Origin of the sequence: Phycicoccus sp. DTK01 (assembly GCF_017312765.1) — a bacterium.
Classification (GTDB): domain Bacteria; phylum Actinomycetota; class Actinomycetes; order Actinomycetales; family Dermatophilaceae; genus Phycicoccus; species Phycicoccus jejuensis.
Genome location: NZ_BOPU01000001.1, coordinates 694,411 through 713,877 on the forward strand (window position 1 = coordinate 694,411; position 19,467 = coordinate 713,877).

General features: G+C 73.1%; 16 protein-coding genes. 11 read left to right on the plus strand and 5 right to left on the minus strand.

What is annotated here, in order from left to right:
• The first annotated feature begins 45 nt into the window (after positions 1–45).
• Together J3473_RS03210 and J3473_RS03215 are read left to right on the plus strand one after the other, a co-directional pair.
• On the plus strand, positions 46–1,503 hold the full coding sequence (locus J3473_RS03210) for a DUF222 domain-containing protein (RefSeq protein WP_207021857.1): 1,458 nt from the start codon (positions 46–48) through the stop codon (positions 1,501–1,503).
• 9 nt (positions 1,504–1,512) lie between these two features.
• Positions 1,513–1,701: a hypothetical protein gene (locus J3473_RS03215; protein WP_207021858.1), complete on the plus strand. Its 189-nt coding sequence runs from the start codon at positions 1,513–1,515 to the stop codon at positions 1,699–1,701.
• A gap of 12 nt (positions 1,702–1,713) precedes the next feature.
• On the opposite strand, the gene J3473_RS03220 is transcribed toward J3473_RS03215, so the two are convergent.
• Positions 1,714–2,181: a hypothetical protein gene (locus tag J3473_RS03220; protein ID WP_207021859.1), complete on the minus strand. Its 468-nt coding sequence runs from the start codon at positions 2,179–2,181 to the stop codon at positions 1,714–1,716.
• Positions 2,182–2,293: 112 nt separating this feature from the next.
• Between J3473_RS03220 and J3473_RS03225 the strand changes: the two genes are divergently transcribed.
• On the plus strand, positions 2,294–3,319 hold the full coding sequence (locus J3473_RS03225; protein ID WP_207021860.1) for an aldo/keto reductase: 1,026 nt from the start codon (positions 2,294–2,296) through the stop codon (positions 3,317–3,319).
• A 100-nt stretch (positions 3,320–3,419) separates the two neighbouring features.
• On the opposite strand, the gene uvrB is transcribed toward J3473_RS03225, so the two are convergent.
• Positions 3,420–5,534: an excinuclease ABC subunit UvrB gene (gene uvrB, locus J3473_RS03230; protein ID WP_207021861.1), complete on the minus strand. Its 2,115-nt coding sequence runs from the start codon at positions 5,532–5,534 to the stop codon at positions 3,420–3,422.
• Positions 5,535–5,624: 90 nt separating this feature from the next.
• Between uvrB and J3473_RS03235 the strand changes: the two genes are divergently transcribed.
• The 6 genes from J3473_RS03235 to J3473_RS03260 all read left to right on the plus strand — a co-directional run bounded on the left by J3473_RS03235 (position 5,625) and on the right by J3473_RS03260 (position 13,869).
• Positions 5,625–6,941 (plus strand): ROK family transcriptional regulator, encoded by a 1,317-nt coding sequence (locus J3473_RS03235; RefSeq protein ID WP_207021862.1) that lies wholly within the window; start codon positions 5,625–5,627, stop codon positions 6,939–6,941.
• Positions 6,942–7,081: 140 nt separating this feature from the next.
• On the plus strand, positions 7,082–8,440 hold the full coding sequence (locus J3473_RS03240; RefSeq protein WP_207021863.1) for an extracellular solute-binding protein: 1,359 nt from the start codon (positions 7,082–7,084) through the stop codon (positions 8,438–8,440).
• A 124-nt stretch (positions 8,441–8,564) separates the two neighbouring features.
• Positions 8,565–9,383, plus strand: coding sequence for a carbohydrate ABC transporter permease (locus J3473_RS03245; RefSeq protein WP_084696776.1), 819 nt, complete (start codon positions 8,565–8,567; stop codon positions 9,381–9,383).
• Positions 9,380–10,303: a carbohydrate ABC transporter permease gene (locus J3473_RS03250; RefSeq protein ID WP_207021864.1), complete on the plus strand. Its 924-nt coding sequence runs from the start codon at positions 9,380–9,382 to the stop codon at positions 10,301–10,303. Before J3473_RS03245 ends, J3473_RS03250 begins: the two co-directional genes overlap by 4 nt.
• A 16-nt stretch (positions 10,304–10,319) precedes the next feature.
• The gene (locus J3473_RS03255) at positions 10,320–13,382 is read left to right on the plus strand and encodes a glycoside hydrolase family 38 C-terminal domain-containing protein (RefSeq protein WP_207021865.1); all 3,063 of its coding nucleotides are present in this window, start codon (positions 10,320–10,322) and stop codon (positions 13,380–13,382) included.
• Positions 13,383–13,719: 337 nt separating this feature from the next.
• On the plus strand, positions 13,720–13,869 hold the full coding sequence (locus tag J3473_RS03260) for a hypothetical protein (RefSeq protein ID WP_207021866.1): 150 nt from the start codon (positions 13,720–13,722) through the stop codon (positions 13,867–13,869).
• Here the strand turns inward: J3473_RS03260 and J3473_RS03265 are convergent.
• The gene (locus tag J3473_RS03265) at positions 13,859–15,280 is read right to left on the minus strand and encodes an APC family permease (RefSeq protein ID WP_207021867.1); all 1,422 of its coding nucleotides are present in this window, start codon (positions 15,278–15,280) and stop codon (positions 13,859–13,861) included. The genes J3473_RS03260 and J3473_RS03265 overlap by 11 nt on opposite strands.
• An 88-nt stretch (positions 15,281–15,368) precedes the next feature.
• Positions 15,369–16,553 carry a dephospho-CoA kinase gene (gene coaE, locus J3473_RS03270; protein WP_207021868.1) on the minus strand — a complete coding sequence of 395 codons (1,185 nt, stop codon included), beginning with the start codon at positions 16,551–16,553 and terminating at the stop codon, positions 15,369–15,371.
• A 71-nt stretch (positions 16,554–16,624) separates the two neighbouring features.
• Between coaE and J3473_RS03275 the strand changes: the two genes are divergently transcribed.
• Both J3473_RS03275 and J3473_RS03280 read left to right on the plus strand, forming a co-directional pair.
• Complete coding sequence (locus J3473_RS03275) at positions 16,625–17,803, plus strand: acyltransferase (protein ID WP_207021869.1); 1,179 nt, start codon at positions 16,625–16,627, stop codon at positions 17,801–17,803.
• Positions 17,800–19,029 (plus strand): acyltransferase, encoded by a 1,230-nt coding sequence (locus J3473_RS03280; RefSeq protein WP_207021870.1) that lies wholly within the window; start codon positions 17,800–17,802, stop codon positions 19,027–19,029. Before J3473_RS03275 ends, J3473_RS03280 begins: the two co-directional genes overlap by 4 nt.
• On the opposite strand, the gene J3473_RS03285 is transcribed toward J3473_RS03280, so the two are convergent.
• Positions 18,982–19,452 (minus strand): PPOX class F420-dependent oxidoreductase, encoded by a 471-nt coding sequence (locus tag J3473_RS03285; RefSeq protein ID WP_030528354.1) that lies wholly within the window; start codon positions 19,450–19,452, stop codon positions 18,982–18,984. The genes J3473_RS03280 and J3473_RS03285 overlap by 48 nt on opposite strands.
• Positions 19,453–19,467: the final 15 nt, after the last annotated feature.

Genomic DNA, 19,467 nt, shown 5'->3' on the forward strand with positions numbered 1-19,467 from the left:
TCCGTCGACCCTTGCTTGTCGAACACGTGTTCGGTACACTGAGGCATGGACACCGAGACCCTCTCCCGCCGCATCGCGGCGCTGCGCGAGGAGTGCGCGCGGCTGGGGGCCGAGCTGGTCGAGGGTGGTCACGTCCTGTCGTCGGAGGAGGCGTTCGCGCTGGCGGGGGCGGCGCAGGGGGTGGCGAACGCTGCGGATGCGGTGGTCTCCGTGGCTGGCGCGTGGGGTGCGCGGGTGGAGACGACGGTGCGGTCCGGGTCGTGGGAGCGGGTGCACCCGGTGGGGTTCGTCGATGCGATGGCGTCGACGCGGATGTCGCTCGCGACGGGGCTGACCGAGGGGGTCGCGGGCCGGAAGGCGGCGCTGGGTGCCGCGCTGGGTGAGCGGTTCCCGCGGGTGCGCGAGCTGCTCCTCGAGGGTGCGGTCGCTTGCGTGAGCGTGCAGAAGGTCGTCGACGCCTGCGCGGGGTTGGACGTGCAGGCGTGTGTGCGGGTCGACGCGGACCTGGCGCCGCGACTGGCCGCGATGGACCCGGCGCGGGTCGCGGGTGAGGCGCGGCGGGTGGCGACGCGGGTGGCGGCCGACCAGGTCGCGGCGCACGTGGCGCTGCGGAAGCGGGGCCGGTGTGTGGAGGTCCGGCCCGGGGAGGACGGGCTGACGGACTGGTTCGCGTCCCTGCCGACGGCGACGTCCTCGGCGATGTGGGCGGCGGTGGAGGAGCTGGCCGGTGACTACCGGCAGGTCGACGACGCCCTCTCGGTGCCGGAGTCGCGGGCGGACGCGCTGGCCGACCTCGTGCTGCGCAACGTCAAGGTGAGCGCGCAGGTCACGCTCGGGGTTCCGGTGGTGAGCGACCGGCCGGCGCCCGAGGAGCAGTGTGGGACGAGGTTCCGGGTGGAGTGGGACGACGAGGACACCCTCGTGGACGCCACGACTGGGGAGGTCGTCCGGTACGGCGACCTCGACCCGGACTCGCGGGAGGAGCTGTCGTGGCTGGAGGAGCCGGCCGAGCTGGACGGCGACCTCGCCCTGACTCAAGCGGTCGTGTCGCCGGGGTACGCGGTGTCCGGGACGCAGCTACCCGGTCTGGGTTGGGTCGACCCCGCCACCCTCGCCAACCTCCTCAAGCTGCTGCCCTTCGAGGTCGCCCGCGCCGTCCTCGAGGCCGACACCGGGACCCTGGCCTCGCTCACGAGCGGCGCGTACAAGCCACCGACAGCGATCAGCGAGTTCGTCAAGACGAGGGACGGGACGTGCCGGATGTGGGGCTGCACCAGACCGGCCGTGCACTGCGACCTCGACCACGTCCGGCCCTGGCCCGTCGGTGCGACCACGCCGACCGGGTTGGAGGACCTCTGCCGGCGCCACCACCGCTTCAAGCAGCAAGGACGCTGGCGACCCCACCTCGACCCTGACGGCACCGTCACCTGGCACGGACCCGACGGCGCCACCCGCACCACCGAGCCCCAGCACCGCGTCCCGAACCCGCTCGACCACCCCTAGGGTGCCCGCATGGGGTCCTCGTTCTCGGCCGCTGCGGCCGCCGTCGGTCTGTGCGCCGTGCTCGTCGCGTTCTTCGCCGGGTTCGGCGGGATGTCGTGGGAGGGGGCGGTGCTCGTCTCGGGCGTGCTCCTGCTCGTCATCGCCGGCGTGGTGCGGTGGTACAGCGGCCTCTCGGCCGAGACTCCCCCGGAGGGCTGACCGTCGGCGCGGTCAGCGCCGGCAGGCCCGAGCGAAGTCCGGGTGCACCCGCGTCACGACGAGGACGCCCTCCGGCGACAACCGGACGCCCACGCTGTGGCGCCACTCGGTGACGACGACCGTGGCGAGCCCGAGGACCGACAGCCACACGAGGAACCCCGCCCGCTCGACCCCGGCCGATGCCCCCACGAGCGCCATGACCGGTCCCGCGGCGACGAGGACCCAGCCGGCGCGGCGCCATCCCCGGTAGCGCAGGACGAGGTCGCGTCGCCACGGCAGCTCCACCTCGTACCGCCGACCGGACATCGTCGACGCGAAGAGCCACGGGAGGATCCCGAAGAGGATCATCGCGCCGGTCCACCCCGGGGCCGCGCTGCCGGCCAGCCGTACCGAGTCCTCCGTCGGGACACCCGACTTCACGCACAGCGGAGGAAGGTCTCGTCGGACGCGACCGGGCTCACCGATCTCCACCACAGCCACCCCCGGAGGCTAGGGCCTGCGTGAGAGCCCTGTCGCCGGAACCGAGCGAACACGTGAGTCGGTCGGCATCGCGGGCCCGTCCCGCGGCGGACCCCGGTCTAGGGTCGAACGCATGCGCTACCGACGACTCGGCAACAGTGGAACTGCGGTCTCCGAGCTCTGCCTCGGCACGATGACCTTCGGCACGGAGACGGACGAGGCCGGCTCGCACGAGCAGCTCGACGTCTTCCTCGAGGCGGGCGGCACGCTCGTCGACACCGCGAACGTGTACTCCGGCGGGGTGTCCGAGGAGATCATCGGCCGCTGGCTCAAGGACCGCCCGACGGACGTCACCGACCGGGTCGTCCTCGCGACCAAGGGCCGCTTCGCCCTCGAGGAGGGCCCCAACAGCAGCGGCCTCTCGGCCCGGCACCTGACCCGAGCCCTCGACGCCTCCCTCGACCGGCTCGGCGTCGACTCGGTCGACCTCTACCAGGTGCACGCCTCCGATGAGCACACGCCGATGGAGGAGACCCTGCGCACCCTCGACGGGTTCGTGCAGGCGGGCAAGATCCGCTACTACGGCCTCTCCAACTTCACCGGTTGGGAGCTGACCAAGCTCGTCCACACCGCGCGCGCCCTCGGGGTGCGCCCGCCGGTGACCCTCCAGCCGCAGTACAGCCTCATCGTCCGCGAGATCGAGTGGGAGATCGTCCCCGCCGTGCTCGACGCCGGGATGGGCCTGCTCCCCTGGAGCCCGCTCGGCGGCGGCTGGCTGTCGGGCAAGTACACCCGCGACCAGCGACCCACCGGCGACACCCGCCTCGGCGACGACCCGAACCGCGGGATGGAGGCCTACGACCGCCGCGGCACCGACCGCACATGGCGGATCATCGAGGCCGTCGAGCAGGTCGCGCAGGCGCGCGGTGTGTCGATGGCCGAGGTCGCCCTCTCGTGGGTGACCAACCGCCCGGCCGTCACCTCGACGATCCTCGGCGCGCGCACGACCGAGCAGCTGCGGGCCAACCTCCGCTCCGTCGACGTCGAGCTGACGCCCGAGGAGAACGCGGCGCTCGACGCGGCGAGCGACCTCGGCGCGACCGACTACCCCTACGGCGAGATGGGCGTGCAGCAGCGCAGCCGCGACCTCGCCGGCTGAGCCGAGCGAACCGGTCGAGCAGACGACGAGGCCACCCGCCCTCCGGCGGGTGGCCTCGCTCGTCGCGCTCGGCGGCCTGGACCAGCGCCGGTGGCCCGGGCTAGCGCGTCGCCTCGCTCATCTGCCGCAGCTCCTTCTTGAGGTCGCCGATCTCGTCGCGCAGCCGCGCCGCGAGCTCGAAGTGCAGGTCGCCGGCGGCCTGGTGCATCTGCGTCGAGAGCTCCTGGATGAGGCCGGCCAGCTCGCTCGCCGGCAGGTCCTTGCCGCGCTGCGTGCCCATCGCGGCGTCCGCGTCGGCCGCCACCGCGCCGCGGCCACGACCACCGTCGGCCTTGCCGCGCGACCGCGCCCGCCCGGAGCCGAGGAGCTCCTGGGTGTCGGCGTCCTCGCGCTGGAGCATGTCGGTGATGTCGGCGATCCGCTTGCGCAGCGGCTGCGGGTCGACCCCGTGCGCGAGGTTGTAGGCGACCTGCTTCTCGCGCCGGCGCGTCGTCTCCTCGACGGCGTCGCGCATCGAGGGCGTGACCTTGTCGGCGTACATGTGCACCTGGCCCGACACGTTGCGCGCCGCGCGGCCGATCGTCTGGATGAGGCTGCGGGTCGAGCGGAGGAAGCCCTCCTTGTCGGCGTCGAGGATCGCGACGAGCGACACCTCCGGCAGGTCGAGACCCTCGCGCAGGAGGTTGATGCCGACGAGGACGTCGTACTCGCCCATCCGCAGCTCGCGCAGCAGCTCGACGCGGCGGAGCGTGTCGATGTCGCTGTGCAGGTACCGGACTCGCACTCCCTTGTCGAGGAGATAGTCGGTGAGGTCCTCGGCCATCTTCTTCGTGAGGGTCGTGACGAGGACGCGCTCGTTCTTCTCGGTGCGCAGCCGGATCTCGTGGAGCAGGTCGTCGATCTGGCCCTTGGTCGGCTTCATGATCACCTCGGGGTCGACCAGCCCGGTCGGGCGGATGACCTGCTCGACGAAGCCGTCGCTCTTGGCCAGCTCGTAGTCGCCCGGGGTCGCCGACAGGTAGACGGTCTGGCCGATCCGCTCGAGGAACTCCTCCCACTTCAGCGGCCGGTTGTCCATCGCCGACGGCAGGCGGAAGCCGTGGTCGACGAGGGTGCGCTTGCGCGAGGCGTCGCCCTCGTACATCGCGCCGATCTGCGGGACGGTCTGGTGCGACTCGTCGATGACGAGGAGGAAGTCCTCCGGGAAGTAGTCGAGGAGGCAGTTCGGCGCCGAGCCCGGCGAGCGGCCGTCGATGTGCATCGAGTAGTTCTCGATCCCCGAGCACGACCCGATCTGGCGCATCATCTCGATGTCGTACGTCGTGCGCATCCGCAGCCGCTGCGCCTCGAGCAGCTTGCCCTGGCGCTCGAAGCTCGCCAGCTGGTCCTCGAGCTCGCGCTCGATGCCCGCGATCGCCCGCTCCATCCGGTCCGGGCCGGCGACGTAGTGCGAGGCGGGGAAGACGTACATCTCCTGCTCCTCGCGCACGACCTCGCCGGTCAGCGGGTTGAGCGTGTAGAGCGCCTCGACCTCGTCGCCGAAGAACTCGATGCGGACGGCGTGCTCCTCGTAGACCGGGATGATCTCGACGGTGTCGCCACGGACCCGGAAGGTGCCGCGGGTGAAGGCGAGGTCGTTGCGGGTGTACTGCATGTGGACGAACTTGCGCAGGAGGTCGTCGCGGTTGACCTCGTCGCCGACGCGCAGCGGGACCATCCGGTCGACGTACTCCTGCGGCGTGCCGAGGCCGTAGATGCACGAGACGGAGGCCACGACGATGACGTCACGGCGGGTCAGCAGGCTGTTCGTGGCGCTGTGCCGCAGCCGCTCGACCTCCTCGTTGATCGAGGAGTCCTTCTCGATGTAGGTGTCGCTCTGCGGGACGTACGCCTCGGGCTGGTAGTAGTCGTAGTAGCTGACGAAGTACTCGACGGCGTTGTGCGGCAACAGCTCTCGGAACTCGTTGGCCAGCTGCGCGGCGAGCGTCTTGTTCGGCGCCATGACCAGTGTCGGGCGCTGCACCTGCTCGACGAGCCACGCGGTGGTGGCCGACTTGCCGGTGCCGGTGGCGCCGAGGAGGACGACGTCCTGCTCGCCGGCCTTGATGCGGCGGGCGAGCTCCTCGATGGCCTTCGGCTGGTCGCCGGCGGGCGAGAACTCGGAGACGACCTCGAACGGCGCGACGCGGCGCTGGAGCTCGGTGGTGGGGCGCATGCATCCACGGTAGGCCCCGGCACCGACAGGGGCCGCGGCCGCGTGCGCGTGGACGGGATCGCTGCCCGGCCCGGGCGCCCACGTGCGACGATGACGGGCGTGCCCGCGCCCCCGACCATCCGCCGGGGCTCCAACCTGCCCCGCGTCGGGGGCTACAACCAGGTCGTCGTCCTCGAGGCGATCCGCCACCACCCGGAGGGCCTGAGCCGGGTCGAGCTGGCGTCCGCGACGGGCCTCTCCCCCCAGGCCGTCTCGAACATCTGCCGCCGCCTCCTCGACGACGACCTCGTCGTCGAGGCCGGCCGCCGGGCCTCGGGTCCCGGCAAGCCGCGCACCCTGCTGCGCCTCCAGCCCTCGGGCCGCTACGCCGTCGGCGTCCACCTCGACCCGGCCGTCGTCAGCCACGTCCTCCTCGACCTCACCGGGCAGCCGGTCGCCCGCTCCGCCCGCGCGCTGCGCCCGGGCGCCGACCCGGACGAGGTGCTGCGCGACGTCGTCGAGGACGTCGACCGCCTCGTCGCCGGCTCGGGCATCGACCCGGGGCGGCTGGTCGGGCTCGGCGTCGCCGCCCCCGGTCCGCTCGACCGCGCGGCCGGCACGCTCGTGCGCCCCCCGAACCTCCCCGGCTGGGAGCGGGTCGCGGTGCGTGACACCCTCGCCGACGCGACCGGACTGCCGGTGCTGCTCGACAAGGACGTCGTCGCCGCCGCCGTCGGCGAGGTCTGGGCCGGCGGCCTCGGGCCCGGCGCGACAGCGGTCTTCCTCTACCTCGGCACCGGTGTCGGCGCCGGTCTCGTCGTCGGCGGCGAGGTGCTGCGCGGGGCCTCGGGCAACGCCGGCGAGGTCGGCCACCTCGGCACCGGCGCCACCGGCCCGTCCTGCTGGTGCGGCCTCGGCGGCTGCCTCGGCGAGGTCTGCGCGCCGGGCCAGGTCGTCCGGCGCGCGGTCCGCGAGGGCATCGGGCACTGGGACCTCGACCCCGCTGCGCCCGACCTCACGGACGCCGGCGGGCCCACCGTGCCCCCGCCGGCCGGCGACCCCCTCCACCCCGGCGCCTCGGTCCTCGTCGCCTTCGACGCCTTCTGCGACCTCGCCGACGCCGGGGACACCCGCGCCCTCGCCCTGCTCGAGGACTGGGCCCGGCACGTCGCCAAGTCGGTGACGGACCTCGTCGACGTCCTCGACGCCGACCATGTCGTCTTCGGCGGGCCGCTCTGGGCCCGGCTCTCCCCCACGTTCCTCACGCTCGTCCCCGCGCTCGTGCGTGACCGGGCCGTCGGTGCGGCCATCCACCCGATCGCGGTGCGCGGCACCGTCCTCGGCCCCGACGTCGCCGCGGTGGGCGCCGCGAGCACCGTCCTCGACCAGGCCTTCAGCGCGCGCTCCTCCGCCCTGCTCGTCGACTGACACCCCCGCCGGCCGGCGTCCACCTGTCGAGATTCCGTGTCCACGAACCCCGGATCCCCCTTGACGGCAGTTAGTCCATTTGATGTATAAACCTCGCAAGCCGGGTCAACGGTGACCCGCGAACGCGAAGGGACCCCCCGATGCAGCGCACCCGTCCTGCGGCCCTCGGTGCCGCCGCCATCTCCCTCGGGATCGTCCTCGCCGGTTGCGGCTCGGGCTCATCCTCCGGGTCCGGCGACACGAACACGATCACGGTCGCCTACCAGCGCACGGCGCAGTTCACGCAGCTCGACGCCGTCCTCAAGAAGGCCGCCTCGGAGTACGAGGCCGCCAACCCCGGGAAGAAGGTCAAGCTCACCGCGATCGAGGCCGAGCAGGACCAGTACTTCACCAAGCTCGCCCTGATGAACCGCTCGCCCTCCACCGCCCCCGACGTCATCTACGAGGACAGCTTCCAGGTCCGCAGCGACGCCGCCGCCGGCTACCTCGCCCCCATCGACGAGCAGCTCGCCGGGTGGTCGGACTGGAGCCAGTTCGACGACGTCGCCAAGCAGGCCGGCCTCGGCGACGACAAGAAGACCTACGGCGTCTCGATGGGCACCGACACCCGTGCGCTGTTCTACAACAAGGACATCTTCGAGAAGGCCGGCCTGCCGACCGACTGGCAGCCGAAGACCTGGGACGACGTCCTCAGCGCCGCCCGCACCATCAAGCAGAAGGCCCCGGGCGTCACGCCGATCAACGTCTACGCGGGCAAGGCCGCCGGCGAGGCCACCTCGATGCAGGGCTTCGAGATGCTGCTGTACGGCACCGACAGCACGCTGTACGACGACTCGAGCCAGAAGTGGGTCACCGGGTCGCAGGGCTTCAAGGACACGCTCGGCTTCTACCAGACCATCTTCGGCGAGAAGCTCGCCCCGGCCCTCGACGTCGCGCTCGACGCCACGGTCGGCTCGCGCGTCGCCACCGAGATGCTCCCCAAGGGCGAGCTGGCCATCGCGCTCGACGGCTCGTGGCTGCCCGGCCAGTGGATCGAGGGCGACAACGCCTGGAAGGGCTGGGAGGACACCATCGGCTTCGCCCCGATGCCGACCCAGAACGGCCAGGCCCCCGGCTCGGTGTCGATGTCCGGCGGCTGGCTGCTGTCGGTCGGCGCCAACGCGAAGGACAAGAACGCGGCGTTCGACTTCATCAAGGTCGCGCTCAACCGCGAGAACACGCTCAAGTACGACACCGAGAACAGCCAGATCGCGGTCCGCAAGGACGTCGCCTCGGACGACGCGTACACCTCGTACAACCCGTCCTTCGAGTTCTTCTCCTCGCTCGTGCCGACGACGAACTTCCGGCCGGCGACCCCGGACTACTCGCAGATCTCCGGCAACATCCAGGTCGCGGCGGAGTCCGTCGCCACCGGGTCGGCGACGCCCGACGAGGCGGCGAAGACCTACGACGAGGGGCTGGTCGGCATCGTCGGCCAGGACAAGGTCCAGGGCGGCTGAGGTGAGCACCGCCCTCGCACCCGCCCCGAGCCGCCGCGACCGCGGCGGCCCGGGGCGGGGTGCCGCCACCGGCGGCCGGCGCACGTTCCTGCGCCTCCTCCCCCTCGCCCCCGGCGTCGTCCTCATGGGGATCTTCCTCGTCGGCCCCATCGGGTACGCCCTCTACGGCTCGCTGACCAACGCGGCCCTGTCGGGCTACCGCGCCGTCGCCCCCGAGTTCGTCGGTCTCGACAACTACACGCAGCTGTTCACGAGCGGCCAGTTCTGGAAGTCGGTCTGGCTCACCCTCGTCTTCGTCGTCGGCTCCGCCATCGTCGGCCAGAACGTCCTCGGGATGGCCCTCGCGCTGCTCGTCCGCAACGGCCCGAAGCGGCTCGGCTCGGTCGTCAGCTCCCTCGTCGTCACGGCGTGGGTGCTGCCCGAGATCGTCGCCGCGTTCACCCTCTACGCGTTCTTCGCCACCGACGGCACGCTCAACGAGATGCTCGGGTGGCTCGGCCTCGACGGGCCGACCTGGCTCATCACGTTCCCGCTGCTCACCGTCATCCTCGCCAACGTCTGGCGCGGCACGGCGTTCTCGATGATGGTCTACTCGGCCGCCCTCGCCGAGGTCCCGCCGGACCTCACCGAGGCCGCGGAGATCGACGGCGCCGGCTGGTGGCAGCGCTTCACGCGGATCACGCTGCCGATGGTCCGCCGGGCCATCGCGACGAACATGATGCTCACGACGCTGCAGACCCTCGGCGTCTTCACCCTCATCTGGGTGATGACCGGCGGCGGCCCCGGGACGCAGAGCTCGACGCTGCCCATCCTCGCCTTCCAGCAGGCCTTCAAGTTCGCACAGGTCGGCTACGGCACGGCCATCGCCACGGTGACGCTCATGGTCGGTGCGCTGTTCGCCGTCGTCTACGTCAAGGTGCTCAAGCCGGAGGTCGACTCATGACGACGCCCACGACCACGCCGTCGCCCACCGCCGCCGTGCCGGTCCCGCCGGCCGCGACCCGCCCACCCCGGCGCCCCCGGGTCAGCCCCGCGGCGCCGAGCCGCACGAAGGGCCCGCGACTGGCCGCCGGGCTCGCGCTCGTCGTCGTCGGCGTGGCGTTCCTCGTGCCGCTCGCCTGGATCCTCCTCGCGTCGGTCAACCCGAGCGCCACGGTGTCGGTCTCGGTGCCCGAGGAGCCGACGCTGCAGAACTACCGCGACGTCCTCACCCCGGAGCTGACCTTCCGACCGCTGCTCAACTCGCTCGTCGTCTCGGGCGCGACGGCGGTCATCGTCGTCCTCGTCGCGACCCTGTCGGCGTACCCGCTGTCGCGGTACAAGATGCGGTTCAACCGGGCGTTCCTCCACACGATCCTCTTCGGGAGCTGCCTGCCCATCACCGCGGTGATGGTGCCGGTCTACGCCCTCTTCGTCACCCTCGGGCTGCTCGACTCGGTGCCCGGGACGATCCTCTTCCTCTCCGCGACGGCGCTCCCGATGGCCGTCTGGATGACGAAGAACTTCATGGACTCGGTGCCGGTGTCGCTCGAGGAGGCCGCCTGGGTCGACGGGGCGAGCTCGATGCAGGCGTTGTGGCGGGTCGTCGTCCCGCTCATGCGCCCCGGCATGGCGGTCGTCTTCATCTTCGTGTTCACGCAGGCGTGGGGGAACTTCTTCGTCCCGTTCGTGCTCCTGCTCGACCCGGCGAAACAGCCTGCGGCCGTGTCGATCTACACGTTCTTCGGCACCAACGGAGCGGTGGCCTACGGGCAGCTCGCCGCCTTCTCCGTCCTGTACTCCCTGCCCGTGCTCGTCCTGTACCTCGTCGTCCAACGCCTCGGAGGCGGCTCGTTCGCCCTCGCCGGCTCCGTCAAGGGTTGAGAGGAAACCACCACCCGTGCACGACAACAGCCACCTCGTCGAGCTGCGCGTCGACCGCTTCGTGCGGGAGCGCCTCGTCCCCGGCCTCCACCGCCGCAGCACCCCCCTCACCGTCGAGTGGTGGGAGGCTCCCGGCGAGCCCGTCCCCTTCGCCGAGGCCTCCACCTCCGCGTTCGAACCCGTCTCCCCCGGTACCCGCTGGGGCCGCCCGTGGGGCACGACGTGGTTCCGCGCCAGCGGGACCGTCCCCGAGGGCTGGGGAGGTGACGGCACGCGCGTCGAGGTCGTCGCCGACCTCGGCTACTCCGAGGACCACCCCGGATTCCAGGCCGAGGCCACGGCCTACCGCCCGGACGGCACCGTCATCAAGGGCCTGCACCCCCGCAACCGGTACGTGCCGCTCGCGGCGGTCTCCGCGGACGGACAGGCCGTCGAGGTGCTGCTCGAGGCGTCGTCCAACCCGGACGTCGCCGGCGCCGGCGCCTTCACCTTCGAGCCGACCCCGCTCGGCGACCTCGCCACGGCCGGGCGCGAGCCGCGCTACCGCTACGACGGGGTCGACCTCGCCGAGGTCGACGTCGAGGTGTGGGAGCTGCTCCAGGACGTGACGGCCCTGCGCGGCCTCGTCGCCGAGCTGCCCGCCGGCAGCCGCCGCGCGGGCGCCCTCAAGGCGCTCGAGGACGCCGTCGACGCGGTCGACCCCGACGACGTCGCCGGCACCGCGGCGGCCGGCCGCGCCGCGCTGCGGCCCGCGCTCGACGCGGGGGCGGACGCCAGCGCGCACCGCGTCGTCGCCGTCGGGCACGCGCACATCGACTCGGCCTGGCTCTGGCCCACCCGCGAGACCGCGCGCAAGTGCGCCCGCACCTTCTCCAACGTCCTCGCCCTCATGGACGAGGACCCCGACCTCGTCTTCGCGTGCTCCTCGGCGCAGCAGTACGCCTGGGTGCGCGACAGCCAGCCCGAGCTGTTCGAGCGGATCAAGGAGCGCGTGCGCGAGGGCCGGTTCGTGCCGGTCGGCGGCATGTGGGTCGAGTCCGACACCAACATGCCCGGAGGCGAGGCGCTGGCCCGCCAGTTCGTCGCCGGCAAGCGCTTCTTCCTCGAGGAGCTCGGGGTCGAGCCGGAGGACGTCTGGCTGCCCGACTCGTTCGGCTACACGGCGGCGATGCCGCAGATCGCTCTCGCGGCGGGCGCGCGCTGGTTCCTCACTCAGAAGCCGTCGTGGAACGAGACCAACCGGATGCCGCACCACACCTTCTGGTGGGAGGGCATCGACGGGTCCCGGGTCTTCACCCACTTCCCGCCGGCCGATACCTACAACTCCGACGTCTCGGCGGCCGACCTCGCGCGCGCCGAGCGCAACTTCTCGGAGAAGGGGCGGACCGACCTCTCGCTGCTGCCCTTCGGGTACGGCGACGGCGGCGGCGGTCCCACCCGCGAGATGCTCGCGGCCGCTGCGCGCACCCACGACCTCGAGGGCTCCCCGCGCGTCGAGCTCGGCGACCCCCACGACTTCTTCCGCCGGGCGGAGGCGGCCTACCCGGACGCACCCGTGTGGAGCGGCGAGATGTACCTCGAGTTCCACCGCGGCACCTACACCTCGCAGGCCCGGACCAAGCGGGGCAACCGCCGCAGCGAGCACCTCCTGCGCGAGGCCGAGCTGTGGGCGGCGACGGCGGCGGTGACGACGGGCGCGGAGTACCCCTACGACGCGCTCGAGCGGGCGTGGCACACGGTGCTGCTGCAGCAGTTCCACGACATCCTGCCCGGCTCGTCCATCGCTTGGGTCCACCGCGAGGCCGAGGCCAACTACGAGCGGGTGGCGACCGAGCTCGAGACGCTCGTCGACGATGCCCTGGCCGCTCTCGCGGGCGAGGGCGAGCACGAGGTCGTCTTCAACGCGGCGCCGCACGACCGCGACGGGGTCACCGCCCTCGGCGCGGCGGTCCTCGACGGCTCGGGACCGGAGACCCCGGTCGGCGTCGAGGACTCCCCCGACCCCGACACCGGCGGGTGGGTCGTCGACAACGGGCTCGTGCGCCTGGTCGTCGACCGCGACGGGCTGCTCGCGTCGGTGCGCGACCTCGCCGCCGGGGGCCGCGAGGTCCTCGCGCCGGGGAGCCGCGGCGCCCTGCTCCAGCTGCACCGCGACACCCCCACCCAGTGGGACGCGTGGGACGTCGACGAGCACTACCGCCGGCACACGACCGATCTCGTCGACGCCGAGCTCGTCGAGCTCGTCGAGAAGGGGCCGGAGCGGGTCGCCGTGCGCGTCGTGCGCCGGTTCGGCTCCTCCCGGGTCGAGCAGGTGCTCGCCCTGCGGGCCGGCAGCCGGGTCGTCGACGTCGAGCTCGACGTCGACTGGCGCGAGCGTCAGAAGCTGCTCAAGCTCGCCTTCCCCCTCGACGTCCATGCCGACCGCGCGGCCTCGGAGATCCAGTTCGGCCACGTCCTGCGCCCGACGCACACGAACACCTCGTGGGACGCGGCCCGCTTCGAGACCTGCGCCCACCGCTGGGTCCACGTCGGCGAGCCGGGGTACGGCGTCGCGGTCGTCAACGACTCGACGTACGGCCACGACGTCGGCCGGACCTCGCGCGGCGACGCCGAGGCCACCCCCGGCACGACGACGACCGTCCGGCTCTCGCTCCTGCGCGCGCCGGTCTACCCCGACCCCGAGGCCGACCAGGGCCACCACCGGCTGCGGGCCGGGCTCGTCGTCGGGGCCGAGGTCGCCGAGGCCGTCGTCGAGGGCTACCGGGCGAACCTGCCGGTGCGCTCGGTGCGCGGTGCGGCCGCCCCCGCTCCGCTCGTGCGGCTCGAGGGCGACCCGGGTGTCGTCGTCGAGGCGGTCAAGCTCGCCGAGGACCGCAGCGGCGACGTGGTCGTCCGGCTCTACGAGGCCCACGGCGGGCGCGCGTCGGCCCGGCTCGTCGCCGGGTTCGAGGCGACCGAGGTCGTCGAGACCGACCTCCTCGAACGGCCGCTCCAGGAGCCGCGGGCGCTGACCGACCGTGACGGCTCGATCTCGCTGCGGCCCTTCCAGATCGCGACGCTGCGGCTGCGGCGGGCCTGACACCGGTGCGCGGCGGGGTCTGGCCCCGCCGCGCGCCCGGTGGGAGCATCGGCGCCATGACCGGCTCCGTGCCCGAGACCCTCGACCCCGTCGATCCGGAGGCCTTCCGGGCCCTGGCCCACCGTGTGGTCGACGACCTCCTCGACCGGCTCGAGCGCCGCCGGGACGAGCCCGTCTGGCAGCCGCTGCCCGACGACGTGCGTGACTCCTTCGCCGGCCCCCTCCCCCGTGAGGGCATCGGGGCGGAGGCCGCCTACGCCGAGGTGCTCGCGCGCGTCGTGCCGTACACGATGGGCAACGACCACGCGAGCTCGTCCTCCTCGTGCAGGAGAGCGGCGTGGCGGTCGTCACCGAGACGACGCTGCGGGGACGGCTCGCCGTGCGCGTCGCCATCGGCAACCACCGCACCCGGCCCGAGGACCTCGACCTGTTCGTCGCCGCGCTCGAGCGCCTCGGACCCCGGGCCGTCGCCACCGTCACCGGGTGAGCGCCGGGTCCGTCTCCGTGTCGTCGCTGCCGGTCCGCGAGCCGACGACCCGCTCGACGAGGTACAGCACCACCCCGAGCAGGAGCAGGCCCCCGCACCACAGGAGTGACGTCGGGTCGTCGTAGACCGCGAACGCGAGGATCGCGAGGTTGCCCACGAGGCCCAGGAGCAGCAGCGGGGTGTTGGCCCGGAACGTCTTCTCGTGCTCGTCCTGCCCGCGCAGGCGCAGGCACGCGACGATGACCAGGGCGTAGATGAAGAGCAGGAAGACGACGGTGACCAGCGCGAGCCGGTTGACCAGGTCGATCCCACCGCCGGCCTCGAGCACGACCGTGCCGGTGACGAGCAGCGCCGCGACGACGAGCGCGCTGAACAGCAGCCCGACCCAGGGGCTGCGGCGACGGGGGTGGACCGTCGCGAAGATGCCGGGCACGACGTCCTCGTTCGCCATGCCGTAGAGGATGCGCGGCTGCGTGACGAGGGTGACGAGGGTCGTGTTCGTGATGGCGACGAGGGCGATGACCGAGAACACCGTCGCCATGAGGTCCGTCGAGAACGGCAGGATCCCGGACTTCACCACCTCGAGCAGCGCGGCGTCGGAGTCGGCGAGCCGGTCGACGGGCACGGTGAGGGCGGCGGCCATCGAGACGAGGACGTACACGACGCCGGCGACGACCATGCCTCCGACGAGCGAGCGCGGGAAGTGGCGGTGCGGGTCCACGGTCTCCTCGGCGACGTTCGCCGTGTTCTCGAAGCCGGTCATCGCGAAGAACGAGAACGCGATCCCGGCGAGGATCGCCAGCGCCGGGTTGCCGTCGGTGCTGATGTCGGTGAGGACGCCGAAGTCGGCGTCGCCCTGGACGACGTGGTAGACGCCGATCGCCATGATGACGAGGAGGCCGGCCACCTCGACGAAGGTCATGAGCATGTTCATGACGACCGACTCGGTGATGCCGACGAAGTTGACGACGGCGAGCAGCGCGACGAAGACCAGCGACACGAGCAGGGCCGGCGGGCCGCCGCCGTCGAAGAGCGTCGCGAAGTACGAGGCGAAGCCGGTGGCGAGCGACCCCGTCGCGGCGAAGCTCGCGGAGAGGAACGACACGGTGACGAGGAAGGTCAGCACGGGGCTGCCGAACGCCTTCTTCACGTAGAGCGACGCACCGGCCGCCCGGGGGTACTTCGTCACGAGCTCGGCGTACGCGGACCCGGTGATGGCGGCCACGAGGATGCCGAGGGCGAAGGCGACCCAGAACGCGCCACCGACGGCCGCCGCGACGAGCCCCACGAGGACGTAGATGCCCGAGCCGAGCACGTCACCCAGCGTGTAGAAGAAGAGCTGCTTGCCGTTGATGGATCGTCTGAGCGCACCGGTCCCGTCGTCGACGGCGGTGGTGTCGGTCGCGGTCACGGAGTCCCCAGTTCGTCGATGGTGCCCCGGTCCCCCCACCGGAGCGCGATCGACCCACCCTGTCACACCCCGTCGGCCGGGGGGAGGTTCAGGCCCCCGGCGCCCATCCGGTCCGCTCGGCCCAGGCGCGGGCTCGCGGGGACGCCGCGTCGAACCACGGCTCCTTGGCGTCGGCGTACTCCTCGGTCGTCACGAGGCGGGCCGCGAGGTCGGCCTTGACGGCGGCGTAGGCGTCGCGCTCGCCGGCGTCGGCGCGGAGCCAGTCGCGAAAGAGCAGGGCGAACTGCCAACCGGCAGAACCCACCTCGCGCACGTGGACGTGGGCGACGCGCCCAGGGTCGGACGACCCGTGGAAGCGCTTGGGCCACGGCGCGCCGTCCCTGCCGTGGTCCTCGGTGACGTCCTCGACGCGCACGAACCCCATCCGCGCCATCCCGGCGACGAAGGCGGGGTCGTCGGCGTCGGCGAGGGTCGCGACACCCACCTGCAGGTCGACGACGTCCTTGGCCGGCAGGTGCGGGACCGCGGTCGAGCCGACGTGGTCGAGCGTCACCGCCGCCTCGCCCACGCCGTGCCGGACCCGGGCGAGGAGCCGGGCCGCGGTGGGCGCCCAGTCGGCGTCCGGCGGGGACAGCACGGGTACGGGCAGGCGGCTGCGGGTCCCGCTGCGCAGGTTGTCGGCGAAGGGCTCGAGACGTCGGTGCCACAGCCGGCGCACCGCCGTGGCCAGCGCCTCGGGGCTCCCCTCGTTGGGCAGCCACACGTCGGCGGCGGCCCGGCGCGCCGCGTCGTCCGCCTGCGCGGCGACCCGTGTGCGGGCGTCGGACTCGTCCATCCCGCGGTCGCGGACCAGCCGCGCCACGCGGACCTCGGCGTCGGCCCCCACGACGACGACGAGGTGGTACTCCCCCGCCATCCCCTTCTCGACGACGAGCGGCATGTCGTGCACGAGCACACCGCCCTCCGGGACCTCGGCCACGAGCTCGGCCGTGCGCGCCCAGATCGCGGGGTGGGTGATGGCCTCGAGGTCGCGCAGCGCCGCCGGGTCACCGAAGACGACGCGCCCGAGGGCCGGCCGGTCGAGCGAGCCGTCCGGGCGCAGGAGGTGGTCGCCGAAGCGTCGGGCGATCTCGGTGAGCGCCGACTGCCCGGGCTCGACGACCTCGCGGGCGACCGCGTCGGCGTCGACGACGTGCGCCCCGAGCCGCGCGAGCTCCCGCGCAGCGGTCGACTTCCCGGACCCGATGCCCCCGGTCAGGCCCACGCGCAGCATGCCGCCGACCCTACCGGCGCGCCTGCCGCCGAGCCCCGGTGCGCCGGGCGACCGACGGGTAACCTCCTCCCGTGACGACCCACACGCGGGAGGCCCCGGACGCCGGGACCCGGGCCACCGCGCCCGGGCGGCGCCTCCTCGCCCTCGACGGGCTGCGCGGGCTCACCATCGTCCTCGTCGTGCTGGGGCACCTCAGCGCGTTCCTCTGGCCGGCCGAGGGGATCCGGTCGACCCCGTGGCTGCGCGGCCTCGTCGCCGGGGGCGCCGTACCGGTGTTCTTCGTCGTCAGCGGGTACATCGTCACCGCCGGCCTGCTGCGTGACGACGCCCGCGGGACCCTCGACCCGGTGCGGTTCTACGCCCGGCGCCTCGTGCGGCTGGGCGCGCAGGTCGTGCCGCTGTGCGCGACCGTGGTGCTCGTCGCGGCGCTCGACCCGACCGACACCGCCCCGACCGGGTCGACGGTGACGACGGTGACCCACACCCTCACCTACACGAACAACTGGCTCTACGCGCTCGACCCGCTCCAGGCCCGCCCGGACCTCGGGCACCTGTGGTTCCTCTCCGTGCAGCAGCAGTGGTACCTCGTGCTGCCGCTCCTCGTGGCGGTCCTCGCGGCGCGCCGGCGGGCGTTGACCTGGACGCTCGTCCTGCTGGCCGTCGCGTCCGCGACCTACCGCCTCGTCGAGGCCTCGGACAGCACCTGGTTCGCGCTCTCGGTCAGCACCGTGGCCCGCGCCGACGGCCTCCTGCTCGGGGCGGCCCTCGCGGTCGCGCTCCCCCACCTGCGGCGCCTGGCTCCCCGCGCACCGCTCGTCGGGGCGCTCGCGCTGCTCGCGGTGCCCGTCCTCCTGTCGCTCGGCGGTGAGCTCGGCCCCTACGCCTACCTCGAGGGCTGGAGCGTCGCGTTCGTCGTCGTCGCCGCCACCCTCGTCGCGGCCGTCGTCCTCCACGAGCGCGAGAGCCGCCTGACCAGGGTGTTGTCGGTGCGGTGGCTCACCTGGCTCGGTCGCGCCTCCCTCGTCGTCTACGTCTGGCACTACCCCGTCATCTTCTTCGTCGGGCGGCACGTCGGGCCCGAGGCGTCCCCCGTCGCCACGACCGCGGTCGTCCTCGCCGTCGTCGCCGTGGTGACGGCGGTCAGCCACCGCTGGGTGGAGGAGCCGGTCCGGGCCTGGCTCGCGACCCACCTGCGACCGCCCGCCGTCGAGCGCCCGCTGCCCCCGGCCCCGGGGGTGGGGGTCGCGTGAGCAGCGCCCCGCCCGTCGCCGTGCCGTCGACCCTGCACCGGGTCGTCCACCGCTCCCTGCCGGTCGACGGGCTGCGGGGAGCCGCCATCGCCCTCGTCGTGCTGTTCCACGCGACGGTCGTCTGGCCGACCGCCGAGCGGCCGCCGCTCGGCTCCCTCGGCGCGCTGTTCCAGGGCGGCAACATCGCCGTGAGCACGTTCTACGTCATCAGCGGCTACCTCGTGACGGAGCGGATGCTCGCCGCCTCCACCCGCAGCCGCGTCTGGGGCCCGCTGGTCTACCTCGAGCAGCGGACGGTCCGGATCGCGCTCCAGGTCTGGGTGCTGCTCGTGGCCGTCCTCCTCGTGTGGCGCCTCGACCCCACCGACACGACCTCGAGCGACGCGACGATCCGGTCGGTGCTCGCGGCGGCGACCTTCACGTTCAACACCTACGTCCGCGACCACGCACTGGCGGCGCGCGCCGACATCGGACCGCTGTACTTCCTCAGCATCGACGTGCAGTTCTTCGTCGTCGCGGCCCTCGTCGTCGTCGCGCTGGCCCGACGCCGGCGTCTGCTCGTCGGGATCGCGGTGGTCGCGCTCGTCGCCACCTTCTGGTGGCGCTGGCAGCTCTACCTCGACGAGGGCTGGTTCCGCGCGGCGCTGACGACGACGGCCCGGATGGACGGGCTCCTCGCCGGGGCGGCCGCCGCGGCCCTGCTCCAGGGTCGCCCCACGCCGACGTGGCTGCGACGGCATGCGGCGGCCCTCGCGGGCAGCGGCCTCCTGCTGCTCGCGGGCGCGCTCCTCAGCTGTGTGTTCGTCGGGATCGACGGCTACTTCGGGCTCCAGGGAGTCGTCGCCACGCTCGCCGCGACCGCCCTCGTCGTCGGGCTCGCGAACGGCGCCTCCGTCGACGGCCCGGGCAGCCGGGTGCTGTCGTGGCGCCCGCTCGTCGTGCTCGGCCAGGCGTCGCTCACGGTCTTCCTGTGGCACATGCCGGTCTTCCAGCTCGTCCGCCGCCACGCGGGCGGGTGGGACACGCTCCCACGGCTGCTCGTCACCGCGGTCGTCCTGGGCGCCGTCGTCGTCGTCGTGCACCGCGCGGTGGCCCCGGTTGCGGAGGCCGTCGTCCGCCGGGTCTTCGGCTCGCGCCGCCTGAGCCGGCTGGCCGGTGGCGAGCCTCGGCCGACGGCCTCACTCCCCGGCGAGGCGAGCGGGGAACCCGCCGGTCGCGACCGGTGACCAGCGCGTCGGTGTGATGCGCAGGAGCGACTTGCCCTGCTCGACCATCGCCTGCCGGTACTCGTCCCAGTCGGGGTGCTCGCCCGAGATGTTGCGGAAGTACTCGACGAAGGGCTCGACGTCGTCGACCGCGTCGACGACCTCGGCGTCACCGTCGACCTGCACCCACGCCCCGCCGAAGTCGTCGGACAGCACGAGGACGCTGCAGCGCGCGTCGCGACGGGCGTTGCGGACCTTGGCCCGCTCCGGGTAGCTCGTGACGACGATGCGGCCGGCGTCGTCGACCCCGCCGGTGACCGGCGACGCCTGCGGGCGGCCGTCCGAGGCGCGGGTGGTCATGAGCACCATCTGGTGGCGCGGGCGGACGAAGTCGAGGAGCTCGGCGAGCTCGACGGAGGTGTTCGTGGCGATCGTGCGTGGCATGGCTCCACCCTGCCA

What these genes read in the sequence shown, in the direction of transcription:
- J3473_RS03210 (WP_207021857.1), top strand. Translation starts at nt 46, where the DNA reads ATGGACACCGAGACCCTCTCCCGCCGCATCGCGGCGCTGCGCGAGGAG.
- J3473_RS03215 (WP_207021858.1), top strand. Translation starts at nt 1,513, where the DNA reads ATGGGGTCCTCGTTCTCGGCCGCTGCGGCCGCCGTCGGTCTGTGCGCC.
- J3473_RS03225 (WP_207021860.1), top strand. Translation starts at nt 2,294, where the DNA reads ATGCGCTACCGACGACTCGGCAACAGTGGAACTGCGGTCTCCGAGCTC.
- uvrB (WP_207021861.1), bottom strand. Translation starts at nt 5,534, where the DNA reads ATGCGCCCCACCACCGAGCTCCAGCGCCGCGTCGCGCCGTTCGAGGTC.
- J3473_RS03235 (WP_207021862.1), top strand. Translation starts at nt 5,625, where the DNA reads ATGACGGGCGTGCCCGCGCCCCCGACCATCCGCCGGGGCTCCAACCTG.
- J3473_RS03240 (WP_207021863.1), top strand. Translation starts at nt 7,082, where the DNA reads ATGCAGCGCACCCGTCCTGCGGCCCTCGGTGCCGCCGCCATCTCCCTC.
- J3473_RS03245 (WP_084696776.1), top strand. Translation starts at nt 8,565, where the DNA reads ATGGGGATCTTCCTCGTCGGCCCCATCGGGTACGCCCTCTACGGCTCG.
- J3473_RS03250 (WP_207021864.1), top strand. Translation starts at nt 9,380, where the DNA reads ATGACGACGCCCACGACCACGCCGTCGCCCACCGCCGCCGTGCCGGTC.
- coaE (WP_207021868.1), bottom strand. Translation starts at nt 16,553, where the DNA reads ATGCTGCGCGTGGGCCTGACCGGGGGCATCGGGTCCGGGAAGTCGACC.
- J3473_RS03285 (WP_030528354.1), bottom strand. Translation starts at nt 19,452, where the DNA reads ATGCCACGCACGATCGCCACGAACACCTCCGTCGAGCTCGCCGAGCTC.